This is a genomic window from Prosthecobacter algae (genome assembly GCF_039542385.1).
GTDB classification, from domain to species: domain Bacteria; phylum Verrucomicrobiota; class Verrucomicrobiia; order Verrucomicrobiales; family Verrucomicrobiaceae; genus Prosthecobacter; species Prosthecobacter algae.
Map to the genome: position 1 here is coordinate 97,494 of NZ_BAABIA010000009.1, position 24,559 is coordinate 122,052.

Consider the following 24,559-nt stretch of genomic DNA (forward strand, 5'->3'; position numbering starts at 1 on the left):
GCCTTTTCATAGAGGTGGAAGGCGGAACCATTTCTGAATGTTTAAGTTCACGATGATCTGGGCGGTATCGTCATTATTGACGGTCATCGTCATCGAAGGAATGCTGATGTAGGAATCTGGCTTTTGCAGGTCGTGTAGCCACTCGTTGATTTCCTTCCAACCTCCATGGGCTTCCAAATTGAAGGTGGAGGAGACAATGCCTGCGCGTTCAGTCGGCTCGATAGGCTGAATTTTTGGGAGCTTAATCCCATGCGATCCAGCAGACGTTTCCAATTGCTCCAGGAAGCCGTTGTCGGCCTCGCCACGGCGGGTGAAAAGGGGCTGTTTTTCGGTAAGCCAAGTGAAACGCTCGTTCCAAAATTCTTTCTGAGCCAGGAGATCTTCGGCTTCCAAACGGCGTGTCTCCACCTCAATGGAGCGGACATCCACGCTTTGTTTCCAGTTCTTGAGCTTGGTGAGACCAATGAAAGCGCCACCGATGACGACCACAGCCCCTAGACCCAGGGCAAGACGTTGTTCGTTGGCGGTCATAGCTGGGTCACCTCCGTTTCAGCAGCCACCAGTTCCGCAGGTCGACCTTCGGCACGGAAGGTGGCGGTGCCATCGTTAAGATTGGTCGGATTGGGAAAGTCCCAAACCCAGCGTTTGAAGGCCTCATGCGAGATCAGCTTTTCGCGAAAATCAATGCCATGGCCCAGGCTGGAGGCGGCACCGGCAATAACGATGCCGTCTTCACGAAGTTCGAAGCTGGTGATGCGGATGTTTTGTTGGGGAAGCAACTGCACAAGCTGATGCAGAGCCTCGACAGGATAAAGCTCCGGAGTGACGGCAAAGCGCATGTCTTCCCAGGCCGCCTGGGCATCGCGGATGGTGACCAACTCTGGCTCCAGGGCTTCCAGACGAGCCGCCTCTTTGGCCACCGAGTGTTGGCGCAGGGCGACGCGAGCGGCAAAGGCCCCAAGCGCGGCAATGAGCACAAAGGTGAAGGCGAGCGCCCCCATCATGACCATGCGGCGTTGCTGCCGTTCGTGGCGCAGCCTAACCACAGGTGCAGGAATGAGCCGGGAGGCATGATGTGGGAGCGAAGGGGTCTGCTCCTGGCGCAGCGTTACCGGCATGTCCAGATCGCGTGTGAAGTCATCCGTGATGAGGTCTTCCAGCAAAGCTGGGGCTTCCGCCCCCTCTTCTCCCACCGACAATGCAGCGCGGGCGGAACTAACCACAGCTAGCGATTGCACACTCGGCGTTAGGCCGCCGAGCTCCAGGGAGGCGAGGATGCAACGAATCTCCGCTGCAGCATCTGCATCCAGCACACGGCCAGCCAGGGCCTGGCAGTAAAGCGGTTCGCCGGTTTCATGAGGGATCGCGAGGACCAGGGCCCCTGCTTCGCGCCAGATGAGGGCTTCCCCCGGCTGGAGCTGATGAAAGGCCACCGATGGGGCGAATTTGGCATCGCTTCCTTCTTCCAGAATATCCGCAGGCAGCGGGGCCACCTGAATGAAACTGATGGAGCGCTGGTCGCGATCATCCTGACCGAGATTCCAAACGTCGAAGTTGTTGGAGTCCGAGGTTTCCTGGCCAAAACCCGCAGCCTCCAGCTCCAACTGGGCCATGGATTCGCGTCGTGCGGGATCCACACCCTGAAAACGAAATGGCACCGTGATGAGACTGCGCGCCGGAAGGGCGATCCAGGCGGTGCCACGGCGGGAGCGCGAATCCTGGTCGGCCTGTGCCTCGCTGCCAGCACGAAGACGCCATGCACGGAATCCCTCCTCGTGAGGGATGAGCATGAGTTCGTCAGGATTTTTCATGGGCAAAAAAGGGAAGCCTGTAGGATATCAAATGCCTATGCAGAGTGCAAGGCAGGATGGGAGACAGCACTGTCACTAAGACGGTTCAAAGATTCCGCCAACAGAAGGATTCAAGTTTGGACTACTGGGCCTGGAGCGTCTTCAGCTCCTCTGCCGCCCATTTGTCCCAAGCGGGATAATCCGTGCCGTAATCATCCCCCGCGAGGATGCTCATCACGTTGCGCACTTCCTCATTCTGGGGGTGCTGGGGGTTTTTGAGGATGTTCAGGAACAACGGCAACTGAAGGGTCCGCTCGCGGTTCATGAGGTCTGAAAACAGCACTTCGATGACTTCGGGATTCGTCTTCTGGTCAACCAGGAGACCGGCGATAAGGCTGTAGTCCTCATCACTGGTCAGGTTGACCAAATGGCGGCTGGCATTGACCTGGGCTTCGCCATTGAGCTTTTTGACAAGCTCCTGCAAGTCCCTAGCCATCTGCGGGATCTCTTTTTCAGAACGCAGAATCTCGTCGATGAGCACATCACCTTCCTCAGCCGTCGTCAACTGGGTGGCAGGGGCGGATCCAGCAGGCATCTGGGTGGTAGGTGCCAGCGGCTGAATGTCCGTTTTTGCCGCTGGCTTGGCCTGGGACTTTTCAGCCACATCTGGGCGCACGGGCTCTGAACCGCCGAACTGCCAGGCAATGTAAAGCACGGCAGCAACAGCGAGACCGGAGACGATGAGAACGAGTCGTTGTTTAGACGAAGAAGAGGCTGAAGACATAGGCGTTATGACAAGCGGCGGAGCGGAATACGTTCAAATCCAAAATGCACCGAAAACGTCAGTTGCGGATTTCCTCGCCATTGGTGGCATTGGCGAGCTTCATTTCTTCGCGATGAAGGGATGGATCGCTGCGGAAGGTCAGGCGGGCGCCGTATTTGCGCTCGAGGTCCACCAGCAGTTCGCCGTCCTCTGTTTTCAGACGCTGCATGACTTCCGGGTGGACGACCACGAGGAGACTTTTCTGATCCTCTTTGCCACGGCCCAGGATGGCGCTGAGTCGACGCTGAAGCTCGACACTCATGGTCATGGTGGTCTTCACCTGGCCATGGCCCTTGCAATACGGACAAGGTTCATAAAGGGCGCTGCTGAGGCTTTCGTGCAGGCGCTGACGAGTCATTTCCATGAGGCCAAACTGGCTGATCGGCAGGACCTGGGTCTTGGCTTTGTCGCGCTTGAGGTGATCCATCATGGCCTTGTAAACGGCCTGCTGATCTTTGCGATGCTTCATGTCAATGAAGTCCACCACGATGAGGCCGCCCATGTTGCGCAGGCGCAGTTGGCGGGCCACTTCCTGGGCTGCTTCCATGTTGGTATCGAGGAGCAGTTTGTCCTGATCCTTCGCGCCTTTGTTGCGGCCAGTGTTCACGTCGATCGAGACCAGTGCCTCGGTCTGATCAATGACGATGTAGCCACCGCAGGGCAGCCAGACCTGACGGTAGAAGGCGTTATCGATCTGCTTCTGAATACCGTAGTGCTCAAACAGGGCTGTCTGCCCCTGGTAATAGGTGATGCGGCTCTTGGCCCGACGGGAAATCTGGGCAGCCATCTTCTGCATGCGCTCAACGGTGGCGAGGTCATCGCAGGCCACTTCGTCAATCTCTTCGGTGAGGAAATCACGCACGGTGCGCTCGATGAGTTCAGGCTCCTGGAAGCAGCACACGGGGGCTTTCTGGCCGTCGCGTTTGGCGACGATGTCGTTCCACTGCTCGATGAGGAGGCTGAGATCGCGAATGATGTGGCGGGCACGTTTGCCGGAGGCTTCGGTGCGCATGATCAGGCCCATGCCTTCGGGCAGGTTCACCTTCTCGATGATTTTGCGCAGGCGGGCGCGCTCCTTTGGATCTTCCACCTTGCGGGAGATGCCGAACTGATCGTTCTGCGGCATGAGCACCAGAAGGCGTCCCGCCAGAGAGACGTTGGTGGTGACACGGGGGCCCTTGTTGCCAATCGGACCTTTGGTGACCTGCACCATGATTTCCGAGCCCACTGGGTAGAGATCGGGAATGTCCTTGGCCTCAATGCGCTTGCGTTTCTTCTGCGCACCGCCGCGGGTCACTTCTTCCATGCCCTGGTTGGAAAGGGCCTCCGGGATGGCATCCCAGAAATGCAGGAAGGCATTTTTGTCGAGACCGATGTCAATGAACATGGCCTTGAGGCCCTGCTCGATGTTTTTCACTCGGCCTTTGAAAATGGAGCCCACGATGGTGCTCGTCCCCACACGTTCGATGGTGTATTCTTCCAAGACTCCGTTATCCAGCAAGGCCACGCGGTTTTCCAGTTTCTCACAGTTGATCACCAGGCGGGTTCCGCTTTTGAGATCTTTTTTTCCGGTGATGAACTCTTTGATGCGTTTCACGATTCCAAGGGGCATAAAAAAATAGGTAAGGTTAGGGGTAAGAAAACAGGCAAGGTACTAACGAAAGATCCGCCGTAAAAAACCACCTGGGGCTGGTGGTGTCGAAGGTTCGTCGGTGTTGCCTCCACGGTTGAATAGCGGAGCTCTGCGGACAGGCTCAGCTTTCGGGACCGCACGGCTGGAGTTGACACCGGACGACCCTTCACGGTCGGCCTCCCTGCGAATTTTAGGGGCGCTGCGGATGCGCGGCGCTTCGTCAGTAGATTCATTGGCCGGCTCATTGGTGCCGGTGTCGCCATCCTCATCGGCCGCTGCCACCACCGGGACGCCAAGGTCCTCATAGGTGACGGACTCGATGGCGTTGAAATTGCCGTCCACCGCAGCCAGCGGCGCGGGTGTGACCTGATATCCATTTTCAAGGGCGAGCGCCTGCTCCAGAACACGGTGGGCAACAGGGGCGGCACAACCACCGCCCGACTTGCCGCCCTGCACCAGGATACAAACGGCGTACTTAGCATTTACGTAAGGAGCAAAGCTGATGAAAAGCGTATGGTTATCCACGACGCGGACATTCTTCTCATTGCGCCGCCAGTTTTGGGCAGTGCCGGTTTTGCCCGCCACCTCGACCCCTGGAATGCGCGCACCTTTGGCGGTGCCGCCTGCATCGTTGACCACCTTCCACATGCCTTTGCGCACAAGTTCCAGAGATTTGGGATCGAAGTGCTGGGCAAGGTCTGCCCGCAGTATCGGCTTTTGATCCAGCACCATCTCATCACCATCCATGACGCGATGGAGAAGATGCGGCTTGAAGGATTTCCCCGAGGCCACGGCCGCCGTGACGGAGGCCATCTGCAAAGGAGATGCCAGCACGGACCCCTGACCAATGGAAGTGTTGGCAGTGTAGCCGTTGCTCCAGCGTTCCTGCGGGCTGTTCAGGCGCAGCCAGTTGGGGTTCGGCAGGATGCCAGCCTCATCTTCATCCAGCTCAATGCCAGTGCGTTCGCCCAAGCCCAGCAGCTTGCCCACCTTGGTGATGTTATCGATCCCGGCCGTGTTGCCATACTGATAGAAGAAGCAGTTGCAGGAGCGCATCAGCGCATCGCTGAGGCCCAGGGAGCCGTGAGAACCACCGCTCTGGCGCTGGATCCAACACTGCATGGCCTTGCTACCGTAAGTGACGCTGCCGCTGCAGTTAAAATTTCGGCCCTGGATATTGGCCAAACAGCCTGCAAGGGCAATTGGCACCTTGTAGGTGGAGCCAGGCGCAAAGGGCCGGGTGGCACGGTTCATCAGAGGCACCGTGCGATTGTCCATCAGCACATCCCAGTCGGCCTGACGGATGCTGGGGATGAAACTGTTGGTATCATAGCTGGGCACGGAAGCCATGGCCACCACCTCGCCGGTCTGTGGCTGGATGACGACCACGGAACCGCGGCCGATCTTGCCATCCCGAAGGGCTTTTTCAGCGATGTACTGGATGCGCGCATCCAGCGTCAAATGCACATCATTGCCTTTGCGGGGTGCATCGAAGCTGACTTCTCCCACCAGACGACCGCGCTCATTGACCTGCATGGTGCGCACGCCGGGCTTGCCGCGCAGATGCTTGTCGAAGCTCTTTTCCACCCCGGCGACGCCAAAGTCATCCGGCATGTAATAGTCCCAGCCTTTCCGTTCTTCCACGGAGACACGCTGATCATCCGGCAGGCTGACATAACCAAGGATATGACAAGCCATGGAGCCGAATGGATACACGCGGCTGCCGCGTTCGGCCACGGTCACACCGGGCAGGCCGAGGTTATGCTCAGCAAAGCGGCTGAATTCAGAAAAGGTGAGGCTGTCCCGATAGACCCAAGGGATGACGCCGCCAAAGCTGCGGTAATGGGTACGCAGGTCCTTCTCCGCATTGAACTCCACCGCCAGTCCCATCTCATTCAGACGGCCGATGATGAGCTCCTGAAACATCCGCACGATATCGGGTTCCAGCTTTTTACGGGGCAGCCCATTGTCCATGTACTCAAATGGCACGGTGGGGATATCCACCTTCTTCACCTTGCACTGGCGCGCGTACTCCTCGTAAACCTCGCGTAGGTTTACCTGCACCTCAAAGGTGGCCTTGTTTGTGGCCAGCACTATGCCGTTGCGGTCCTTGATCTCGCCACGCACCCCGGGGACACGGGCCCGCTGCTGACGGGCCTCCGGCACCTTGTTGACGAATTCCTCATGACGGACGATTTGCAGCGTCCAGAGGCGATAGGTGAGGATGCCAAACCCACCCAGCATGGCGAGGGTGAGCAAGTAGAGGCGGAAGCGATATTTAACGACCATCGAATGAGTACCTCAGTCCTTCGTATTTGATCTCGTAACGTGACAAACCCGCCAGGGAATACAGGAAAAGAAAGATGAGCGGCGAGGCCAGCATGGCCAGCAGCGTGTCCGTGACCATCTTGGTCCAGACCATGGGGGGGAAATGCAGACTGCCCCGAAGGAAAGTCATCACCAGGTACTCGCTGAGCAGCCAGGCGAAGGTGGTGAAGCCCACCAACAGCACGGGCAGTTCCAAACGGCCACGTTTGAACAAAGGCCGCACGCCCTGCAAAAAGATGCCTAACAAGCCAAACAGCAAGATGGATAGGCCGAACCCAAAGCCGCCGCCGGCCATGTCCAGTTCAGGCAAATTCCCGCTGCCGCTGATCAGGGAATGGGCGGTCTTGCCCACAGGCTCAAAGACGCCGGGCACATAGCGGGCATCCCACAGGAAGCCGGTGACAAAGGCCAGCATGAGCATGACGGGAAAAGGCACGGCCACCGACGCCGCAAAGAAAAAGACAGGCGGCAGAAAAAGGGTAGCATACTGCGCCATGGGTATCCCGGGAATAAACTCCTGCACCACGAAGGTGAGCAGCAGCAGCAGGAAGGTGACGGGATAAAAGACCATGACGGCTAAAACGCTGAGACGGGCAGGAGACTACGGCAGGATGAGGAAATCTCCGTCTCGCTCAGAGAGCAGGCGGAGGGTGATTCAATCATGGCAGGCTGCTTTGTCATTCGGAGTCCACACTTCGTTCGTCATTTTTGCTCAGGTTTGGTCGTGGGCTCCGTGGCGGGCTGCATTTCCACCACAAACACGTATTCCAGGGAGGAAAAATCCACTGCTGGCTCCACAATCGCTTCGCCGGAGAGGTCGCGATTCTCAAAACGTTTCACTCGCCCAATCAGCAGGCCCGCGGGAAAGACTCCGCCTTCACCCGTGGAGAGCACATTGGCTCCAGGATTGATGAGGATGTTCTTGCTAAGGAAGCGCAGACGCAAATCGGGGCGCATATCCAAACCTGCCCGCTCTCCTGAAATGATCCCCTGCTCCAAGGTGCCTTCGATCTTTGCAGACACGCGGCACGTTTCGTCGGTGAGCAGAATGATCTCGGCCATGTGGTCGGCCATCTTGCCGGTCTTACCAATCAAACCCGAAGCACTGATTACCGGGCTGTCTGTGGCTAGCCCATCCAGCAAGCCTTTATCAATGATCATGCTGTTCCACCAGGTGGAGGAAACACGCTTGATCACACGTGCTGCTGTGGACTTGAACGGAGCAGCCTGTTTGAACTCGATGAGGTCGCGCAGTTTGTTATTTTCTTCCAGCACCTGCGCATACTTTTGCGAGATGATGCGGAGTCTCTCCACCTCGATCTGCATGCGCTCATTTTCACGCTTCATCTCACGTGGATCTTCAGGCGAGGCCGTTACACTGTTGACACTTTGCTCCACAGCCGCGCTGGAGTGGATGAAGGGTGACAGCACCGTCATGGTGCGGCTCTGGATGTCACGCGTGACGGGCGTATCCATGGTGAACACGGAAACGACCGCCGCGATGAAAAGCAGCAGCGCCAGGATGTTGAGCTTTTTCATGGTCTAGCCTGTTCTCCTGTCTTCAGCAGCTTCACTGATGGCCACAGGATCGGGTTTGCACCTGCGACACTCTTACACCTCAGTGGTGCTGACCTTGCGCAGGAACTCCAGTTCGCTGAGCACACGGCCCGTGCCTTCGCCCACAGCACTGAGGGGATCTTCTGCCACGTGAACAGGCAGAGCAGTCTCTTCCTGGAGCAGCTTGTCCAGACCGCGCAGCAGTGCACCGCCACCGGCGAGCATGATGCCACGGTCCACAAGGTCAGCGGAAAGTTCTGGCGGGCAGCGCTCCAGCGTGGTGCGCACAGCATCAATGATGGCGTTCAGGGGTTCCAGCATCGCCTCACGCACTTCCTGGCTGGTGATGGTGATGGTCTTGGGCAGACCTGCGACCATGTCGCGGCCTTTCACTTCCATGGTGGTTTCTTTGCCCAGGGGGAAGGCAGAGCCGATGCGAAGCTTGATCTCTTCCGCCGTGCGCTCACCGATCATGAGGTTATAGGCACGCTTCATGTAATTGATGATGGCTTCATCCAGCTCATCCCCGGCCACACGCACGCTGCGGCTGTAAACGATGCCGCTGAGGGAGATGATAGCCACTTCCGTAGTGCCACCGCCGATGTCCACGATCATGTTGCCGGCAGCTTCCTGCACTGGCAGGCCCACGCCGATGGCAGCGGCCATGGGTTCTTCGATGAGGTAAACTTCCCGCGCTCCTGCCTGTTCGGCGCTTTCTTTGACGGCGCGCTTTTCCACTTCCGTGATGCCAGAGGGCACCGCGATGACCACACGTGGGCCACGCATGGCGCGACGGTTGTTGTGCACCTTACGGATGAAGTGGCGCAGCATGGCCTCCGTGACACGGAAGTCTGCGATGACGCCATCCTTTAGGGGGCGGATAGCGGTGATACCACCGGGGGTTCTCCCCAGCATGCGTTTTGCATCATCCCCGACGGCCACCACTTCGTTGGTGCCGGTTTTTACGGCGACCACGGAGGGTTCGCGGAGCACGATGCCGTGATCCTTGACGTAAACGAGGGTGTTAGCAGTTCCAAGATCGATTCCGATGTCGTTGGCGACGAAGCCAAAAAGTTTGCCAAGCATGAGCTATAAAAGGTTGTGAATGAAAGAGTTAGCAGCGGACCCTGTGTGGTAGTGGAAGGAATCCGGCTTTTTTCAGATCACAAAAGCAGCGCCACCCACGGGCTCCTGACTGGCCACGAACGTAAGGGCAGCGGTTTTTAGGGTCAAGGAGAGATTCCCCAAGGTGAAAAAGAGGTAAAACGGCCCGATTTTGAGCAATTTTGGGCCAAAAGTCAGGTATTTAGCCTCTTGATCGAAAATTTAAGGAGACCGTGAGCCTCGATAAAGAGGTCCATATCCACCTCAATCCGATGAATCTGCCGCGCTGGAATATTTCCCAAGACACTCTCCAACCAAACCGACCATCATCCCGACGATCATTGACCAGCCGAAAGCTAGTAGATGGAGGTTCCACAAATTTGCATCCTCCACTTTAAACTGGGCTCTGGCCAATGGCGTCCAAATCCACATCCACTTGTTCCAGAAAGCCATTTCATCAGTCACGTTTTCAGTGAAGGACCCCATGGCCGTGATGAAAATCCATGCGGCAAAGACATAGGTCAGGCAAAAATGAACAATAAAAGTAGCGGTCGTCGCTTTCGCTGAAAATGAAGTTTGGGTAGCCATATCAGGGTATGCGAGCAAACCCACGACAAAGGATCATGAAGGAGCAGAAATTATTTCATTCTACGGTGGTCACACATGCCACTTCCACCTGATAGACCAATCCTGGAATAGCCTCCCCTTGAGCCCAATCCAGATGCGTGGTGGTGATGACCTTCTGTGTGCCTGCGGGCAACAGCCTGAGCAAGGCCCGGCGACGATGAGCATCCAGTTCACCAAATACATCATCCAGCAAAAGCAGTGGAGGCTGACCTGCGACTTGCTCCAAGGCATGAGCTTGAGCGATCTTCAGTGACAGGGCCAGACTGCGCTGCTGGCCTTCTGAGGCGAAGGAGGTGGCATCCAGATCATTGAGCAGCAGCAGCAAATCATCCCGATGCGGCCCCACGGATGTTTGCCGCAGGCGTTGCTCTTCTTCACGTCTCTCAGCCAGTCCTTCCACCAGACTGCCCTCGAAAAAACTAGGTGCATAATTGGTTACGCCACATTCACTCCCACCGCTCAGTTCGGCATGAATGCGTGTCACGTGCGGTTGCAGAATCTGAACCAGTTCATGACGACGAGCGATAATGACCTGGCCAAAATCATCCATGACTTTCGCAAAAGCATCCGCTTGCCGCCAGGCGATGACGGCATCCCGCTTGAGCACGTAGTTACGCCCCCGTAGAGCACGCTCATAACCACGTAGGGCCTTCAAATAGTCGGGGAACATCTGGCTGGCAGCAAAGTCAAGATAACGCCGCCGATGTTCAGCACTGCCACGCAGCAAGTTCATGTCACGATGATCCATCCAGACGACCAGCCCACTTTGCGAGAGGTATTCCGCCGTTTTGCCACAAACAGCACCTTCAACGGCCAGACGGCGAGCAGTGACCGACTGTGCGCAACGCAGTCGTTTGTCTTTCAGCGTGCCCTCGATCAGCATCGTCTTAGCTCCCAGGCGGATCACTTCGGCCCGGTTGCTGGTGCGGGGGGATTGCAGGCGTAAAAGCACGCATGCGGCCTCCATGAGGGAGGTCTTTCCCTGTGCGTTGCGACCGACAAAAACCGTCATCTCCGGATGCAGCGTGACGCGGCATTCTTCAAAGCAACGGAAGTCTCGAAGCAGCAGATCTGTGAGCATGGGCACCTCTCACACAACGCCCCTAGGCTGAATTTTGGTTGAATTCATTGAGCAGGGGGCCATGTGTCCGGCCCTTCTAATGGCCTCCTTCCGCACCGTCAAAGGCTTTCGCGACTTCTTCCCCGAGGAGTGCGCGTTGCGCAATTACATCTTCGACACCTGGCGCTCTGTCGCGCGCCGCTATGGTTTTGTCGAATACGAAGCTCCCGTCGTGGAGTCTACCGACCTGTACCGCAAAAAGAGCGGGGACGAGATCACCAGCCAGCTTTTCTGCTTTTCAGATAAGGCTGAGCGTGAAATTTCCCTGCGCCCAGAGGTCACCCCTTCCCTAGCCCGCATGGCCACGACCCGTCATCGCGACTATAAAAAGCCGATGAAGTGGTTCCAAATCGGCTCCTGCTTTCGCTATGAAGAGCCGCAGGAAGGCCGCACACGTGAGTTCATCCAGTTCAATGCAGACATCCTAGGGGATGCTAGCCAGGGCACGGATGCAGAACTCGTTGCTCTATCCATTGATGTGATGCTGGCCTTTGGCATCCAGGCTGAGGATTTTGTTATTCGTCTGAGCAATCGCCAGATCTGGACCGATTTCCTGGCGGACAAAAACATCGCGGTGGAGCACACCTCCGCCTTTCTACAGATCATCGACAAAATCGAACGAGCCAAGCCTGAAGACACCACCAAGAAACTGGAGGCCATTGGCCTAACTTTGGATGAAGTCAGGTCCTTCATGACAGGCACGGACGGGGATCACCCGGCCTTTGCCGCGCTGAAGGCCGACCTCAGTGCACGTGGCCTATGGTCCTATGTGAAGATTGATGCCAGCATCGTGCGTGGCCTCGCCTACTACACGGGCACCGTGTTTGAAGTCTTCGACCTCAAGCACGGCCTGCGAGCCGTGGCCGGTGGCGGACGTTATGACAAGCTCTGTTCCTTGATGAGCGATGGCAGCGTGGACATGCCAGCGGCAGGTTTTGCCATGGGGGATGTAGTGCTGGGTATCCTGCTCTCCAAAACACCTGGAGCTCAATTTGGCATCACGGAATACCTCAACGCCCAGCAAGGCGTGGAGGCCTATGTCGTCATCGCCGATGAAGCTCAACGCGCACCGGCTCTGGCCACTGTGCAGGCCCTGCGCAGCGCAGGCGTACGGGTGGATTACAGCTTCAGCGCCCAGAAAGTGGGCAAGCAGTTTCAAGCTGCTGAAAACCAGAAAGCTCGTCTGGCCGTGGTCTTCGGTGCCGAGTATCCCCAGGTGGCCATCAAAAACCTCGTCAGCCGCAGCCAGGAACTGGTGGCGGTGGAGGCCTTGGTGGAATTCGTCACGGACGAACTGAAGAAGCCTATCACAGGCAAGCTGATTGCGTGATAGATCAAGACTGAAAACCAAGAAGTACACGGAATATTTGGCTTCTTCATGCCTCTGAAATCCGTGTCTTCTGTGGATATTCCTTCTGAGTTAGGTCGCGTGGCGATCATTGGTGCTGGAGCTGTCGGCTGTTATTATGGCGGGCGGCTGGCTCAGCATGGGCATGACGTGCATTTCTTGATGCGCAGTGATTATGAGGTCGTCAGCGAAAAGGGCCTGCATATCACCAGTCCACTAGGCGATGTGCAGTTGCCAGTGAAAGCCCATCAAACCACCACCGACATCGGTCCCTGTGACCTTGTGATCATTGCGATGAAGGTGACATCCAATGCGGCACTGCTGGATCTCCTGCCGCCGCTTCTACATGCGAACACCGCCTTGCTGACGCTGCAAAATGGACTGGGTAATGAGGAGTTCCTCGCCGAACATTTCGGTGGCGAGCGTGTGCTCGGCGGCCTGTGTTTCGTGTGCATCAACCGCACGGCCCCTGGCGAGATTAATCACATCGCCCAAGGCCGGATCAATCTGGGGGAACACACCCGCGCTCCCCTGCCCCGCACGCGCCAGATCGCGGCTGAGTTTCAGCGTAGCCAGATTGACTGTCAGGTCATGGAAAGCCTAGCCGCAGCGCGTTGGCAAAAGCTCGTCTGGAACATTCCTTTCAACGGCCTTTCTATTGCCGCAGGCGGCATGGATACCGAGGCTATTTTGGCAAACCCGGCCCAGGAAACTCGCGTGCGTGAGCTCATGGCCGAAATCATCCAGACCGCCGCCAGCCTTGGGCATACACTGCCGGAAAACCTCATTGAAACCATGGTTAAAAACACCCGCACCATGGCCGCCTACAAACCCTCCTCCCTCATTGACTATCTGGAAGGCCGTGAGGTGGAGCTTGAGGCTATCTGGGGGCAGCCTATTCGCCAGGCCGCCGTGGCTGGCCTTTCCATGCCCCTCGTGCAGGCCCTGCATGATGAGTTGAAAGCTCGTCTGAGCTGAAGCTGTCCCGGCCACTCAACTTCATAAAACACGCTTCCGCTGCCCGGCCCTGTCCTCATGAAAGATTCCGCTCCGAAGATCGCCTTCGACGAAACCCACGCCGCCGCTTACGACCAGAAATTCGTCAAAATTGCCGCCATCCGCGATGCCCTGCATCTGCTCATCGGCGCTGTTTTTTCTCCGCTTCCTGCGCAAGCGCGAATCCTCTGCGTCGGTGCCGGGACCGGCGCGGAAATCATGTACCTGGCGCAGAAAAACCCCGGCTGGCACTTCACCGCTGTGGAGCCCTCCGCGCCCATGCTGGCCGTCTTCCGCCGCAAGGCTGAGGAAAGCGGCATTGCCTCCCGGTGCGAATTTCATGTGGGGTATCTCGACAGCCTTCCGCCTGCGGATGCCTTCGATGCCGCCACCTCCCTGCTCGTTTCCCATTTCATCCTCGCTCCAGCAGACCGTATCGCCTTTTTCCGTGGCATCGCCAGCCGCCTCCGTCCCGGCGGTCTCCTGGCCAGTGCGGACCTCGCTTACGATGTGGCCTCCCCCTCCTACCCCAGCCTCCTGGATGTTTGGATGCGGATGATGCTCTCCGCCGACCTGACCGAAGAAAGCATCGAGGCCATGCGCACCGCCTATAGCCGGGACGTTGCCCTGCTGCCGTTGGAGGAGGTTGGTTCCCTCATCACCACCGGCGGCTTCGAGAAACCGGTCCTCTTCCTCCAGACCGGCCTCATCCATGCCTGGTATGCAAACAAAGCATAGGCAGGCAGAGAGACCAATACCTCTTCACTTTCCCCGAGCCGATGATTGAACTTTCTGCCGCCTCAACGTCAGTGCCGGATGTCCTTATCCCGCATTCAGCAAGCCTGTCCTGAAACCGCCATCGTGCTCGGCTCGGGACTGGGCAGTGTGGCAGATAGCCTGGGCATTGAGGCCGAAGTTCCCTACGCGGATATTCCTGGCCTTAGTGCCTCCACGGTTCCGGGTCACGCTGGGCGCTTTGTCCTCAGCCGCGTGAATGGCAAACCTATCCTGATTGCCCAAGGTCGGCGTCATTTGTATGAGGGATTGTCCGCACATGAGCTGACTGCAGGCATCCGCTTCATGCACACGCTTGGTGTTAGGCGCATCATCCTGACCAATGCGGCAGGTGCCATCAAGGAATCCATGGCGGTGGGAGATCTCATGCTACTCACGGATCATCTTAACCTCCTGGGCACCACGCCCCTGCGGGGCGGACCGCATTTCCATGACATGAGCGAGGTGTACTCCGCCGCGTGGCGCACGCAATTTCTCCAGGCGGCGGCACAGCTCGGCCTGCCGCTGCACCAGGGAGTGTATGCGGCCACTCTGGGACCGCAGTATGAGACCCCGGCAGAGATCCGCATGATGCGCACGCTAGGGGCCGATGCGGTAGGTATGTCCACCGTGCCGGAGGCCATCCAAGCCCGTGCCCTGGGCATGCAGGTGGCTGGCATCTCCATGCTGACCAACTGGGCCGCTGGGCTGAAAGCGCAGACGCTGCACCATGCGGAAGTGGTGAGCGTGGGCCAGGCCGCCTCGGCAAATCTGGCCGCCCTGCTGAAAACTGTGTTGTGATTCGCAGTCTTCTCGTCTGAACTGAGCGCATGAATTTCCACTGGCGCATCCAAGGACAGGACTATGACCTCACCCAACGCGGTATGGTCATGGGCATCGTCAATGTCACCCCCGATTCCTTTTCCGATGGTGGCCGCTACCTGGACACGGGCCGTGCGGTGGAACATGCCCTGACCCTGGTCGCTGAAGGTGCAGATATCCTGGACATCGGCGGGGAATCCACCCGCCCTGGCGCAGACCCGGTAGATGAGGCAGAAGAACTGAAGCGCGTACTGCCAGTGATCCGTGCCGTCCGATCTGAAACGAAAACGCTCATCTCCATTGATACCATGAAGGCCAATGTGGCCCGCGCTGCCCTTGAAGCTGGGGCGGACATCATCAATGACGTCACCGGCCTGCGCGGAGATCCCATGATGTGCCGGGTGGCTGCTGAAACCGAAGTGGGGCTGGTGGTGATGCACATGCTGGGCACCCCGCGCACCATGCAGCAGCAGGCTGTGTATGAGGATGTAGTGGCAGAGGTACAGACCTATTTCGAGGAGCGCTTGCACATTCTCGCGGAGCAAGGCATCGCCCCAGAACGCATTGTGCTGGACCCCGGCTTCGGCTTTGCCAAGACACTGGAGCATAACATCTCCCTCATGCAGGCACTGCCGTTGCTGGCCGTGCAAGGACGGCCTGTACTGGTGGGGGTCTCACGCAAGACCCTCATCAGCCGCCTGCTGGAAAGTGACGATGTGAATGACCGCGACTGGCCCACCGTGGCGCTGACCTCTTACTCGAGAGAGCTGGGCGCCCGCATCGTCCGCGTGCACCAGGTCAAAGCCAATATGGAAGCCCTGCGCATGACCGAGGCCATCCTGGGTCCGAAGGAGTAACGGCTTCTTACTTCGCCGGCTTCCGCGAGCCAAAGATGGCACTGCCCACCCGCACGATAGTAGCGCCCTCTTCAATGGCGACTTCGAAGTCATGGCTCATGCCCATGGACAGGGCGGGCAAAGGCGCTCCGCCGACCTTTTCAAGTTCATCACGCACCTCACGGAGCTGGGTAAAATAACGCCGGCTCTTCTCCGCCAACGGATCAAACGGAGGGATGCACATCACCCCCTGAATGTAGAGGCGGTCCAGTTCATAAAGGGCCTCCAGTTGCTCACGAATCGCCTTGGGGGTAAACCCATGTTTGGAAGACTCCGCAGCCAGATTGATTTCGATGAGCACCTTCGGATGCAGGCCCAGTTCCCCACCGATGCGGTTGATGTCTTTGGCAATTTCCACGGAATCCACGGCATGGATCATCTGCACCAGAGGCAGGACTTTACGCACTTTGTTAGACTGCAACGGACCAATGAGATGCCACTGCAACTTTCCTGGAAGCTGCGGCTGTTTCAGCAAGACTTCCTGCACACGATTTTCACCAAAGAGGATCTGCCCGGCATCCACGGCTTCCTGGATGATTTCCACAGGGTAGGTCTTCGATACTGCAAGTAAGTCCACGCTCTCCGGCTTGCGGCCAGAGCGTGCAGCGGCTTGGGTCAGGCGATGGCGGATTTCCTGGAGACGGTCGGCGATGTCAGACATGCTTTTGCATCTGAGCGCGGTCAGCCCCGGCTGCAAGCGGTCACTTCACCTGCGGCTTCAGATGCTTGTCAAAAAAAGCCAGCACCAGGGGGCGAAGATCTTTCTGCTTGGGCTGAAGATGAAAGGTGTGCGGAGCTTCAGGAATGATTTCCAAATGATGCTCGATGCCATGGGAGGACAGCACTTGGGCAAACTTCTCCGACTGGCTCACGTCCACCGTCGTATCCGCCGTGCCATGGAGAATGAGAAAGGGAGGATCGTTTTTATCCAGGTAGGTCGGGACTGAGAATTGCTTGTAGAGCTCCGGCTTTGCGGCCCGGCTACCACGCAGTGCCGAGACATCCTTCCAGGCCAGCACATCCACAGGCCCATACATGTCCACCACGCAGTTTACCCGGCAGCTTTGCTCCCCATAGGGTCCGGTGGGGTCCAGCCCATCGGCGGACTGCGTCACGCCGACCATGCTGGCGAGGTGACCGCCCGCGGAACCTCCAATGACACCGATGTGATCCACATCCAGATGCAGCCTGCCTGCATTCGCCCGCATCCAGCGAACGGCCGTTTTGCAATCATGCAGATTCTGCGGCCAGCAGGGCTGGTCGCTGGCGGCATTGTGCAGCAGGTAGTCAATGCTAAGGCACACGTATCCCTGGGCGGCTAAGGTAGTTCCGATGTTGATCTCCCTCGCCGCATCCTTGATGCCGCCCGCCCAGCCGCCGCCATGGATGATCAGGACGCCAGGATGCTTTTTCCCATCTGCTATAGGCAGATAAAGATCTGCCTTTTCCGTCCGCTCTTTGGGCAGGTATTCAATGTTCTTCTCAATCCTCACCGCAGACGGCTCCGCAGCTCCTGCAGACAGACTCACAACGAGACTCAAAGACAATAACAGGCGCGAAAGCATAACTTAATTATACGTGTTCACGACCCTTCACAATTCCGCTTAAATAGAGCCTTTGCACATGTTTCTGTGACCACTTCAAAACATCTGCATTTGTTGTTCAAAAGCACCCTGTGGCCGCCCGTATAAGGCTCATGCTGCGCCTGTCTCTCTCCTGCCTTCTTCTCCTCCAGTCCACCCTATGGGCAGTCGAGGCACCGAAGATGCCCGTCGTGCCAGCCGAGGTCCTTCCTCAAATTGAGGTCTTGCAGCCAGGGGTCAAACTTACCCTGCTAGCCGAGCATCCCGAGCTGGTAACGCCCACGGGCATTGATGTGGATGCCAAGGGGCAAATCTGGCTGATTGCCTGCCACACCCACTTTCGCCCGGAAGGCTACACCGGTCCGGCTCACGATGAGATCCTGACCTTTGATGCGCAGGGCAAAAACAGACGGGTGTTTTACAACAAGACCCAGGCTACGATGAACCTTCAGTTAGGCCGTGATGGCTGGGTCTATCTCGCCGAGAGATCCCGCATCCTCCGTGTGAAGGATACGAATGCAGACGGTGTCGGGGACTTGGAAGAAAATCTCGCCACGCTGGACACGGTCTCCGACTACCCGCACAACGGCCTCAGCGGCATGGCTTGGCATCCCGATGGTGGCCTCGTTTTTGCCCTGGGCGAAAACTTCGGCAAGGACTGGACTCTCACCGCCCGCGATGGCTCCAAGGTGAGCGGACGAGGCGAAGGCGGTATTTTCCGCTGTACTCCAGAGGGGAAGAAGATGCGTCGGATCGCCCGTGGTTTTTGGAATCCTTTCGGCCTCCTCGTACGCAAGGATGGCGAAATATTCGCCGCCGAAAACGATCCCGGCAGCCGCCCACCTTGTCGCCTGCTCAATATCGTGGAGGGGGCTGACTACGGTTTCCAGTGGGTGTATGGGAGTGCCCCGGTGCACCCCTTTGTCGCCTGGAATGGGGAACTGCGCGGCACACTGGGCATGGTGCATCCCTGTGGTGAAGGGCCCTGTGCCGTTAAGGAACTGGGCGGAGGTGTCCTCATTCCCTCTTGGAGCAATCACTGTGTGGACTACTTTCCCCTCACGCGCCAGGGTGCAGGCTATACATCGCAGCGGATCGAACTGCTGCGCGGCAGTGACTTCTTCCGGCCTGTCTGCATGGCGCAGGGGCCGGATGGCAGCTTTTACATGACGGACTGGGTTTTCAGCTCCTACCCCATTCATGCGCGAGGCCGCCTCTGGAAACTGGAGATTGATGCCACCAAAGCCTCCTGGCTGAAACCTTCCGCCGAAGCGCCCAATGCCGCCGCCCAGCTGGCCCAAGGTCTGCGCAGCGGACAGGTCAAACTGTCCGTGACCCAGCTGCTAAGCCATGCGCGTGGGAAGGATGCGTATCTCTCAGATGCAGCGCTCACCGCCTTGGCCCGTGAAAACTGGACGCCAGAAACCTTCCAGGCTTTGCCCGCTGCCGACCGTGTCTGGGCCCTGGTGGCCCTGCGCCGGACCGATCTGGTCGAAGAAAAATGGGTACGCTCTTTGTTAGGCGATCCCGATCCTGAAATCCGCTTTGAATGCCTGCGCTGGATTGCGGATGCGGTGCTCATCTCCTTTGCTGCCGATGTCGAAAAGATGCTAGCAGATCCCACCCTTGATTACCGCCTCTTTGAAGCGGCGTTGGCCACTTGGAATACCCTTCGAGGCGAACCGGGCGCCGGGGTCACCAATCCTGAAGTCCTCGTGGGACGCATCCTCGACACCGCCACTCCAGCAAAGATCAAAGGCTACGCCCTGCGTCTGGCCCCGGTGGCAGATAAACGAATCACCATCGCACTGCTGCGCGATCTCCTGGGCCAGAAAGACGACCAGCTATCCCTGGAAGTGGTGCGCAGTCTGGCGGCTAAGAATGCTGACGATGCCCGAGCCATCTTGGCCGAACTGGCCCGGGACGAAAATCAACCCGCCGCCCTGCGAACAGAGGCCATCCAAGGCCTCTCGACCTCTTCCCTGCCAGCGCACCAAAGCCTGCTCGTAGCCCTTTCCAGCCACCCGGCATCCCCCCTCGCTCAAGAAGCTCAACGGGCACTTCGCTTCACCCCAGAAGACAAGACCTTTGCCCTAAATCCGCAGCGCCCTATCTTTGAGAACACCGCCGCTTGGCTACGACTGCTGGATTCCCTGCCTGGAAAAGCAGATGCCGAAAATGGACGCCGACTGTTCTTCCACCCCAAGGTCGCGCTCTGCGCCAACTGCCATCGCCACAGTGGCCGGGGCAATGTGGTGGGGCCAGACCTCAGCCTGGTTTTTCAGCAAGGAGATCGCAGCGCCCTCCTGCGCAGCATTCTGGAGCCGCACCGCGAAGTCGCCCCGCAGTTTTATCCCACCCAACTGAAACTGGCCGATGGCACAGACTTCATCGGTATCCTGCTCAGATCTTCCAGCACGGAGGTGTATCGGGACCTCACGGGCAAGGAACGGACCTTCCAGAAAGCCGACATCGTCAGCCGCACAGAGCTCAAAACCTCGCTCATGCCCGCAGGTCTTGTGGCATCCCTCACGGATGCCGAACTGCGCGACCTGCTAGCTTTTCTAACCAAATCTTCAACCGAGGCCGGCACAACACCCTGAGCCTTTTTGACCGCCCATCTTTACCTCCCTCTAAAGATCGGCCTTCTTTTCACCGTAGCTATCTTCTCATGCAGCTCCAAGTCCGATTCATAGCCTGGATGACCTTCTTGTTCGCGAGTGCGATCCATGGAGCCGGTTCTCCCCGCCCACTGAACTTCATCAACGATGTGCAGCCCATCTTAACCAAGGCCGACTGCAACACTGGCGGCTGCCACGCCAAGGCAGGCATGGGCCAGCGCGGCTTCCGTCTTTCGCTGCTGGGTTTTGAGCCTGAAGAAGATTACGAACACATCGTCAAGGAAAGCAAAGGTCGACGTGTCTTCCCACCAGCCCCCGAGCAAAGCCTGCTGGTGATGAAAGCCGCCAACATCGTGCCTCACGGTGGCGGTAAAAAACTGGAGCCTAACTCCGAAGAGTACAAGACCTTGGTCCGCTGGATCAGCGAAGGCATGCCGTATGCCCAGCCCACAGATCCTAAGGTAACCAGCATTGAGGTGGAGCCTAAACGCCTTTCAATGAAGGTGCATACGGGCCAGCAACTGAAAGTCACCGCCCGTTACTCCGATGGCAGCACGCGCGATGTCACCCACATGGCCCTCTATGAGGCCAATGACAAAAGCATGGCCGAGGCTGACCACCACGGACACGTCAAGACCCTGGACATCCCCGGCAATGTGGCCGTGATGGTGCGCTATTCCGGCCTTGTCTCTGTTTTCAGTGTTTCCATTCCGCTGGGAGCCCCAGTGGAGATACTCCCGCCAGAGAAGAACTTCATTGACCGTTATGTCTTCGCCAATCTGAAGCAAATCGGGGTTCCGCCCTCTGCGCTTTGTGATGACTCCACCTTTCTCCGTCGTGTCTCGCTGGATATCGCGGGTCGGCTGCCGACTCTCGAAGAAACCAAGACTTTTCTCAGCAGCAAGGAAGTCAACAAGCGGGACCTCCTCATCGAGTCTCTGCTCAGCAGCCCCGACTATGCAGACTACTTTGCCAACAAGTGGACAGCCATGCTGAAAAACAAACGGGATGATGCCGCCGACATCACCGCCAATTTTGCCTTCCATGCCTGGATGCGCGACAGCCTCCTGGCGAACAAAAAGTATGACGAGATCGTTCGCCAGATCCTCGCCTCCACGGGCACCATCGTTTCGAATCCTCCCGTGGCCTGGTACAAACGGGTCAAGGAACCCACACAGCAACTGGAGGACGTGGCCCAGCTTTTCCTCGGCGTGCGCATGCAGTGCGCCCAGTGCCATCATCACCCGTTTGAGCGCTGGAGCCAGCACGACTACTACAGTCTATCAGCCTTCTTCAGCCAGGTCGGCCGCAAGCCCACGGCCATCGCTGGGGAGGACCTCATCTTCCACAAACGTGGCATTGCCCAGACTGAAAATAAAAAGACTCGTCAGCCCGTGAAACCTGCTGCGCTCGGCAGCGACACTCTTGATATTCCTGCCGATGAAGATCCGCGCCTGAAACTGGCGGATTGGATGAGCCAACCGTCCAACCCATTCTTTGCCAAATCCCTCACCAACCGTTACTGGAAACACTTTTTCAAACGGGGCCTGGTCGAGCCTGAAGATGACATCCGGGATACCAATCCAGCCACGAATCCCGAACTGCTGGATGCCCTAGCCAAACACTTTATTGAGAGTGGTTTCGATCTGAAGGCCGTCGTCCGGGTCATCACTCAAAGTCATACCTACCAGCTTTCGGCCATGCCCAATGAGCACAATGCGGTGGATCGCCAGAACTTCTCCCACTACTATCCCAAACGCATGCAGGCAGAGGTGCTGCTGGATGCCATGGACCTCATCACAGGTGCCAAGTCCGACTTTGCCGACCTGCCTCCAGGCACCCGCGCCATCTCCCTGCCAGACAACAGCTACAACCGCGCCTCCGCCTTCCTCAAAGTCTTTGGCCGTCCAGAAGGTGCCAGTGTGTGTGAATGCGAGCGCGTGCAGTCGGCCAGCCTCGCCCAGAGCCTGCACCTGATGAATGCCTCGGATGTGAAGGCCAAGCTGGTGACTAACAATGGCCGTGCCGATGTGCTTTCGAAGGCGGAAATACCGGAGCCCAAACGCATCCGCGAGCTGTACCTAGCCGCCTTTTCGCGTGAGCCTACCGCCGATGAAGTGCGCATCGCTGAGACTCACTTAGCCAAGCCTCGTGCCGATGCCCAAGGCAAAGCTCTGGACTCCCAAAGAGCACGCCGACAAGGGTACGAAGATTTGATCTGGGCCCTGCTGAATACCAAAGAGTTTCTCTACAACCACTAACCGCCATGCTTCTCAAAACATCCTTTTCAGCCGCACTGGCCACCTTAGGCCTTGCACTAGCTGGCACTTCCCCCGCCCAGCAGGTTACCCTTCCCTTACCACACCTGCTCACCCTCATGCCGATGGGAGGCCAGGCTGGCAGCCAGATCGAAGTGACATTGAGCAGTGAGTCGGTGGAGGACATCAGCGCCCTGCTTTTTTCTCATCCCAAAATCACCGCACAACCGCTCACGGGCCCGGACGGCAAAGCTCTGCCAAACAAGTTCAAGGTCAGCATCGCAGCCGATGTTCCTCCTGGCGTCTATGATGCACGGGTCATCTCCCGTCTCGGAGTCTCCTCTGTCCGCGCCTTTTCCGTTAGCCAACTGCCAGAGATCACCCGCAGCAAGCCTAACAACACGCTCGAAACAGCGATGGCTCTTCCCGCGAACTCCATCTGCAATGCAACGATGACCAAACGTGCTGTGGATTTTTATGCCTTTGAAGGCAAAAAAGGTCAACGTGTAGCCGTGGACTGCGCCGCTATCGGCATTGATTCCAGACTGACTCCGGTGGTGATTTTGGCCGATGCCCAGGGCCGTGATCTCATGGTCAATCGCACGGGTGGAGTGCTGGACTTCACCCCACCTGAGAATGGACGTTACCACATCAAGGTAAGCGACCTCACCTTCCAAGGAGGCGAACGGCACTTTTATCGGCTGGCTCTTCAGGAAGTGGCCCAGAACGTCCCTGCCCCGCGCCAGCCACAGACTCAAACCGTGAGCGCCATGTCCTGGCCACCTATGAATCTAGCCGCTAAGGCAACAGCACAGGAAACTGAGCCTAACAATCAAGCTGTCCAAGCCCAAAAGATCGCCCTCCCCTGCGACCTCGCAGGCAGCTTTTTCCCCGCAGCCGATGTGGATACCTATGAATTCACTGCCAAAAAAGGCGAAGTTTGGTGGGTGGAGGTGGCCTCTGAGCGTCTTGGTTTAAACACAGACCCTTTTGTCCTGGTGCAGCATGTCACCCAGACCGCAGGCAAGGAAACCCTCAGCGACGTGGCAGAGCTTTACGACATCGCCCCGCCAATGAAGGTCTCCACCAATGGGTACTCCTACGATGGCCCGCCCTATGATGCAGGCTCTCCCGACGTGAATGGCAAATTTGAGATCAAGGAAGATGGAACCTATCGGCTCCAAGTGCGTGATCTCTTCGGCGGGACACGCAGCGAGGCAGGCAATATTTACCGGCTCATTGTGCGCCAAGCCACACCGGATTTTTCTTTGGCCGCCTGGGCTGTGCACATGACCTTACGCAATGGAGACCGCTCCGCCCTTTCCAAACCCATGGCCCTTCGCGCGGGTGAGTCTCGCGCTTTTGAGGTCGTGGTTCAGCGGCGCGATGGCTTCGACGGCGACATCCACATTGCCATGGATAACCTGCCCGCTGGTGTGACTGCGGAGGGCCTCAAAATTGCCAAAGGCAAGTCGATGGGTCATCTCATCCTCAGCGCCTCTCATGATGCTAAACCCGGCTTTACCATCGCAAACCTGTTTGGCCGAGCCATGGTAAATGGCAAGGAAGTCACCCGCCCATGCCGTCTTGCCAGCATGGAATGGCCTGTAAAGGATGCGAAAGGCGAGATCCCAGCCCCGCGCCTGATGGCGGACATTCCTGTCTCTGTGACGGACTCTGAGCACGCACCCATCACCATCGAAGTGGCTGAACACAAAGTGTGGGAAGCTAAGGTGGGCGAGACGCTGAATATCCCGCTGAAGATCACTTGGCACAACGAATTTACGGGCACTTCAATCAAGCTGAAGGCCTATGGAGAAGGCTTCACTACACTCAAAGAAGTGGATATTCCCGTCAAGGCCACCACCGCTGAACTGACCTTGGATTTAGCTGCGTTGAAAACAGCCCCCGGTGACTATACCTTTGCCCTTTATGGCAGTGGAGTGAGCAAGTACCGCTACAACCCTGCGACTGTACCGTTGATGGAGGCCGAACAAAAGAAGGCAGAACAACTGGCCACCACGGCGGCTGCCAAAGCTAAAAAACTGGCTGCCACCGATGCCCAAGCCGCCAAGGTCGCAGCAGAAAAACAGAAGCAAGCCGAGGCCCTCATGGCAGATGCCGTGAAGCGCATGAAATCCGTCAGCGCTGTCGCTGAACCGAAGGACACTGTGGACATCATCGTCTCTCGGCCCATCCACATCTCGGTCAAGGCTGCCACGGGGGTAGCTATCTCCACCGCTAAACCGTAACCCTATGTCTGTGAAATTACTTCCCCT

Annotated in this window: 20 protein-coding genes; 8 read left to right on the forward strand and 12 right to left on the reverse strand. The window is 57.6% G+C overall.

The genetic code is table 11. From position 1 onward, the window contains the following. Positions 1-6: 6 nt before the first annotated feature. From ABEB25_RS19715 to recF, 10 genes are all read right to left on the reverse strand, one after another. Complete coding sequence (locus ABEB25_RS19715; RefSeq protein WP_345738156.1) at positions 7-531, reverse strand: hypothetical protein; 525 nt, start codon at positions 529-531, stop codon at positions 7-9. Next, positions 528-1,811 carry a hypothetical protein gene (locus tag ABEB25_RS19720; RefSeq protein WP_345738157.1) on the reverse strand — a complete coding sequence of 428 codons (1,284 nt, stop codon included), beginning with the start codon at positions 1,809-1,811 and terminating at the stop codon, positions 528-530. The genes ABEB25_RS19715 and ABEB25_RS19720 overlap by 4 nt, the downstream gene beginning before the upstream one ends. 121 nt (positions 1,812-1,932) lie before the next feature. Beyond that, entirely contained in the window at positions 1,933-2,574 is a 642-nt protein-coding gene (locus ABEB25_RS19725; protein WP_345738158.1) for a hypothetical protein, read from the reverse strand. Between the two features lie 58 nt (positions 2,575-2,632). Next, a complete protein-coding gene (locus ABEB25_RS19730; protein WP_345738159.1) occupies positions 2,633-4,225 on the reverse strand; it encodes an Rne/Rng family ribonuclease in 1,593 nt (530 codons plus the stop codon). Positions 4,226-4,267: 42 nt separating this feature from the next. After that, positions 4,268-6,535, reverse strand: a complete 2,268-nt coding sequence (locus ABEB25_RS19735) for a penicillin-binding transpeptidase domain-containing protein (protein ID WP_345738160.1) — start codon at positions 6,533-6,535, stop codon at positions 4,268-4,270. After that, positions 6,525-7,145 (reverse strand): hypothetical protein, encoded by a 621-nt coding sequence (locus tag ABEB25_RS19740; RefSeq protein ID WP_345738161.1) that lies wholly within the window; start codon positions 7,143-7,145, stop codon positions 6,525-6,527. The genes ABEB25_RS19735 and ABEB25_RS19740 overlap by 11 nt, the downstream gene beginning before the upstream one ends. 131 nt (positions 7,146-7,276) lie before the next feature. After that, positions 7,277-8,113 carry a rod shape-determining protein MreC gene (mreC, locus tag ABEB25_RS19745; RefSeq protein ID WP_345738162.1) on the reverse strand — a complete coding sequence of 279 codons (837 nt, stop codon included), beginning with the start codon at positions 8,111-8,113 and terminating at the stop codon, positions 7,277-7,279. Between the two features lie 72 nt (positions 8,114-8,185). After that, positions 8,186-9,217, reverse strand: a complete 1,032-nt coding sequence (locus ABEB25_RS19750; RefSeq protein ID WP_133796388.1) for a rod shape-determining protein — start codon at positions 9,215-9,217, stop codon at positions 8,186-8,188. 282 nt (positions 9,218-9,499) lie between these two features. Beyond that, positions 9,500-9,823 carry a hypothetical protein gene (locus tag ABEB25_RS19755; RefSeq protein ID WP_345738163.1) on the reverse strand — a complete coding sequence of 108 codons (324 nt, stop codon included), beginning with the start codon at positions 9,821-9,823 and terminating at the stop codon, positions 9,500-9,502. Positions 9,824-9,878: 55 nt separating this feature from the next. Beyond that, the gene (recF, locus tag ABEB25_RS19760) at positions 9,879-10,943 is read right to left on the reverse strand and encodes a DNA replication/repair protein RecF (protein ID WP_345738164.1); all 1,065 of its coding nucleotides are present in this window, start codon (positions 10,941-10,943) and stop codon (positions 9,879-9,881) included. A gap of 61 nt (positions 10,944-11,004) precedes the next feature. Here recF and hisS point away from each other — a divergent pair, with 61 nt between their 5' ends. From hisS to folP, 5 genes are all read left to right on the forward strand, one after another. Next, the gene (gene hisS / locus ABEB25_RS19765) at positions 11,005-12,312 is read left to right on the forward strand and encodes a histidine--tRNA ligase (protein WP_345738165.1); all 1,308 of its coding nucleotides are present in this window, start codon (positions 11,005-11,007) and stop codon (positions 12,310-12,312) included. A 48-nt stretch (positions 12,313-12,360) separates the two neighbouring features. Further along, positions 12,361-13,308 (forward strand): 2-dehydropantoate 2-reductase, encoded by a 948-nt coding sequence (locus tag ABEB25_RS19770; RefSeq protein WP_345738166.1) that lies wholly within the window; start codon positions 12,361-12,363, stop codon positions 13,306-13,308. Positions 13,309-13,365: 57 nt separating this feature from the next. Then, positions 13,366-14,064: a class I SAM-dependent methyltransferase gene (locus tag ABEB25_RS19775; protein ID WP_345738167.1), complete on the forward strand. Its 699-nt coding sequence runs from the start codon at positions 13,366-13,368 to the stop codon at positions 14,062-14,064. A gap of 78 nt (positions 14,065-14,142) precedes the next feature. After that, complete coding sequence (locus ABEB25_RS19780) at positions 14,143-14,901, forward strand: purine-nucleoside phosphorylase (protein WP_345738169.1); 759 nt, start codon at positions 14,143-14,145, stop codon at positions 14,899-14,901. A 29-nt stretch (positions 14,902-14,930) separates the two neighbouring features. Beyond that, on the forward strand, positions 14,931-15,779 hold the full coding sequence (folP, locus tag ABEB25_RS19785) for a dihydropteroate synthase (RefSeq protein ID WP_345738170.1): 849 nt from the start codon (positions 14,931-14,933) through the stop codon (positions 15,777-15,779). A gap of 7 nt (positions 15,780-15,786) precedes the next feature. Here the strand turns inward: folP and ABEB25_RS19790 are convergent, their stop codons facing one another. Further along, positions 15,787-16,479 (reverse strand): YggS family pyridoxal phosphate-dependent enzyme, encoded by a 693-nt coding sequence (locus ABEB25_RS19790; protein WP_345738171.1) that lies wholly within the window; start codon positions 16,477-16,479, stop codon positions 15,787-15,789. Between the two features lie 40 nt (positions 16,480-16,519). Further along, positions 16,520-17,383 (reverse strand): prolyl oligopeptidase family serine peptidase, encoded by an 864-nt coding sequence (locus tag ABEB25_RS19795; RefSeq protein ID WP_345738172.1) that lies wholly within the window; start codon positions 17,381-17,383, stop codon positions 16,520-16,522. Positions 17,384-17,514: 131 nt separating this feature from the next. Here ABEB25_RS19795 and ABEB25_RS19800 point away from each other — a divergent pair, with 131 nt between their 5' ends. The 3 genes from ABEB25_RS19800 (at position 17,515) to ABEB25_RS19810 (ending at position 24,532) form a co-directional block, all read left to right on the forward strand. Next, on the forward strand, positions 17,515-20,004 hold the full coding sequence (locus tag ABEB25_RS19800; RefSeq protein ID WP_345738173.1) for a PVC-type heme-binding CxxCH protein: 2,490 nt from the start codon (positions 17,515-17,517) through the stop codon (positions 20,002-20,004). Between the two features lie 68 nt (positions 20,005-20,072). Further along, complete coding sequence (locus tag ABEB25_RS19805) at positions 20,073-22,283, forward strand: DUF1549 domain-containing protein (protein ID WP_345738174.1); 2,211 nt, start codon at positions 20,073-20,075, stop codon at positions 22,281-22,283. Between the two features lie 5 nt (positions 22,284-22,288). Continuing rightward, a complete protein-coding gene (locus ABEB25_RS19810; RefSeq protein WP_345738175.1) occupies positions 22,289-24,532 on the forward strand; it encodes a PPC domain-containing protein in 2,244 nt (747 codons plus the stop codon). The last annotated feature ends 27 nt before the right edge of the window (positions 24,533-24,559 follow it).

Bases quoted from the DNA above. Each gene is read 5' to 3' on its own strand.
- ABEB25_RS19750 (WP_133796388.1), bottom strand. From the start codon at position 9,217: ATGCTTGGCAAACTTTTTGGCTTCGTCGCCAACGACATCGGAATCGAT.
- ABEB25_RS19790 (WP_345738171.1), bottom strand. From the start codon at position 16,479: ATGTCTGACATCGCCGACCGTCTCCAGGAAATCCGCCATCGCCTGACC.
- folP (WP_345738170.1), top strand. From the start codon at position 14,931: ATGAATTTCCACTGGCGCATCCAAGGACAGGACTATGACCTCACCCAA.
- hisS (WP_345738165.1), top strand. From the start codon at position 11,005: ATGTGTCCGGCCCTTCTAATGGCCTCCTTCCGCACCGTCAAAGGCTTT.
- ABEB25_RS19720 (WP_345738157.1), bottom strand. From the start codon at position 1,811: ATGAAAAATCCTGACGAACTCATGCTCATCCCTCACGAGGAGGGATTC.
- ABEB25_RS19735 (WP_345738160.1), bottom strand. From the start codon at position 6,535: ATGGTCGTTAAATATCGCTTCCGCCTCTACTTGCTCACCCTCGCCATG.
- mreC (WP_345738162.1), bottom strand. From the start codon at position 8,113: ATGAAAAAGCTCAACATCCTGGCGCTGCTGCTTTTCATCGCGGCGGTC.
- ABEB25_RS19795 (WP_345738172.1), bottom strand. From the start codon at position 17,383: ATGCTTTCGCGCCTGTTATTGTCTTTGAGTCTCGTTGTGAGTCTGTCT.
- ABEB25_RS19715 (WP_345738156.1), bottom strand. From the start codon at position 531: ATGACCGCCAACGAACAACGTCTTGCCCTGGGTCTAGGGGCTGTGGTC.
- ABEB25_RS19770 (WP_345738166.1), top strand. From the start codon at position 12,361: ATGCCTCTGAAATCCGTGTCTTCTGTGGATATTCCTTCTGAGTTAGGT.
- ABEB25_RS19730 (WP_345738159.1), bottom strand. From the start codon at position 4,225: ATGCCCCTTGGAATCGTGAAACGCATCAAAGAGTTCATCACCGGAAAA.
- ABEB25_RS19780 (WP_345738169.1), top strand. From the start codon at position 14,143: ATGTCCTTATCCCGCATTCAGCAAGCCTGTCCTGAAACCGCCATCGTG.
- ABEB25_RS19725 (WP_345738158.1), bottom strand. From the start codon at position 2,574: ATGTCTTCAGCCTCTTCTTCGTCTAAACAACGACTCGTTCTCATCGTC.
- ABEB25_RS19805 (WP_345738174.1), top strand. From the start codon at position 20,073: ATGCAGCTCCAAGTCCGATTCATAGCCTGGATGACCTTCTTGTTCGCG.
- ABEB25_RS19810 (WP_345738175.1), top strand. From the start codon at position 22,289: ATGCTTCTCAAAACATCCTTTTCAGCCGCACTGGCCACCTTAGGCCTT.
- recF (WP_345738164.1), bottom strand. From the start codon at position 10,943: ATGCTCACAGATCTGCTGCTTCGAGACTTCCGTTGCTTTGAAGAATGC.
- ABEB25_RS19755 (WP_345738163.1), bottom strand. From the start codon at position 9,823: ATGGCTACCCAAACTTCATTTTCAGCGAAAGCGACGACCGCTACTTTT.
- ABEB25_RS19775 (WP_345738167.1), top strand. From the start codon at position 13,366: ATGAAAGATTCCGCTCCGAAGATCGCCTTCGACGAAACCCACGCCGCC.
- ABEB25_RS19800 (WP_345738173.1), top strand. From the start codon at position 17,515: ATGCTGCGCCTGTCTCTCTCCTGCCTTCTTCTCCTCCAGTCCACCCTA.
- ABEB25_RS19740 (WP_345738161.1), bottom strand. From the start codon at position 7,145: ATGGTCTTTTATCCCGTCACCTTCCTGCTGCTGCTGCTCACCTTCGTG.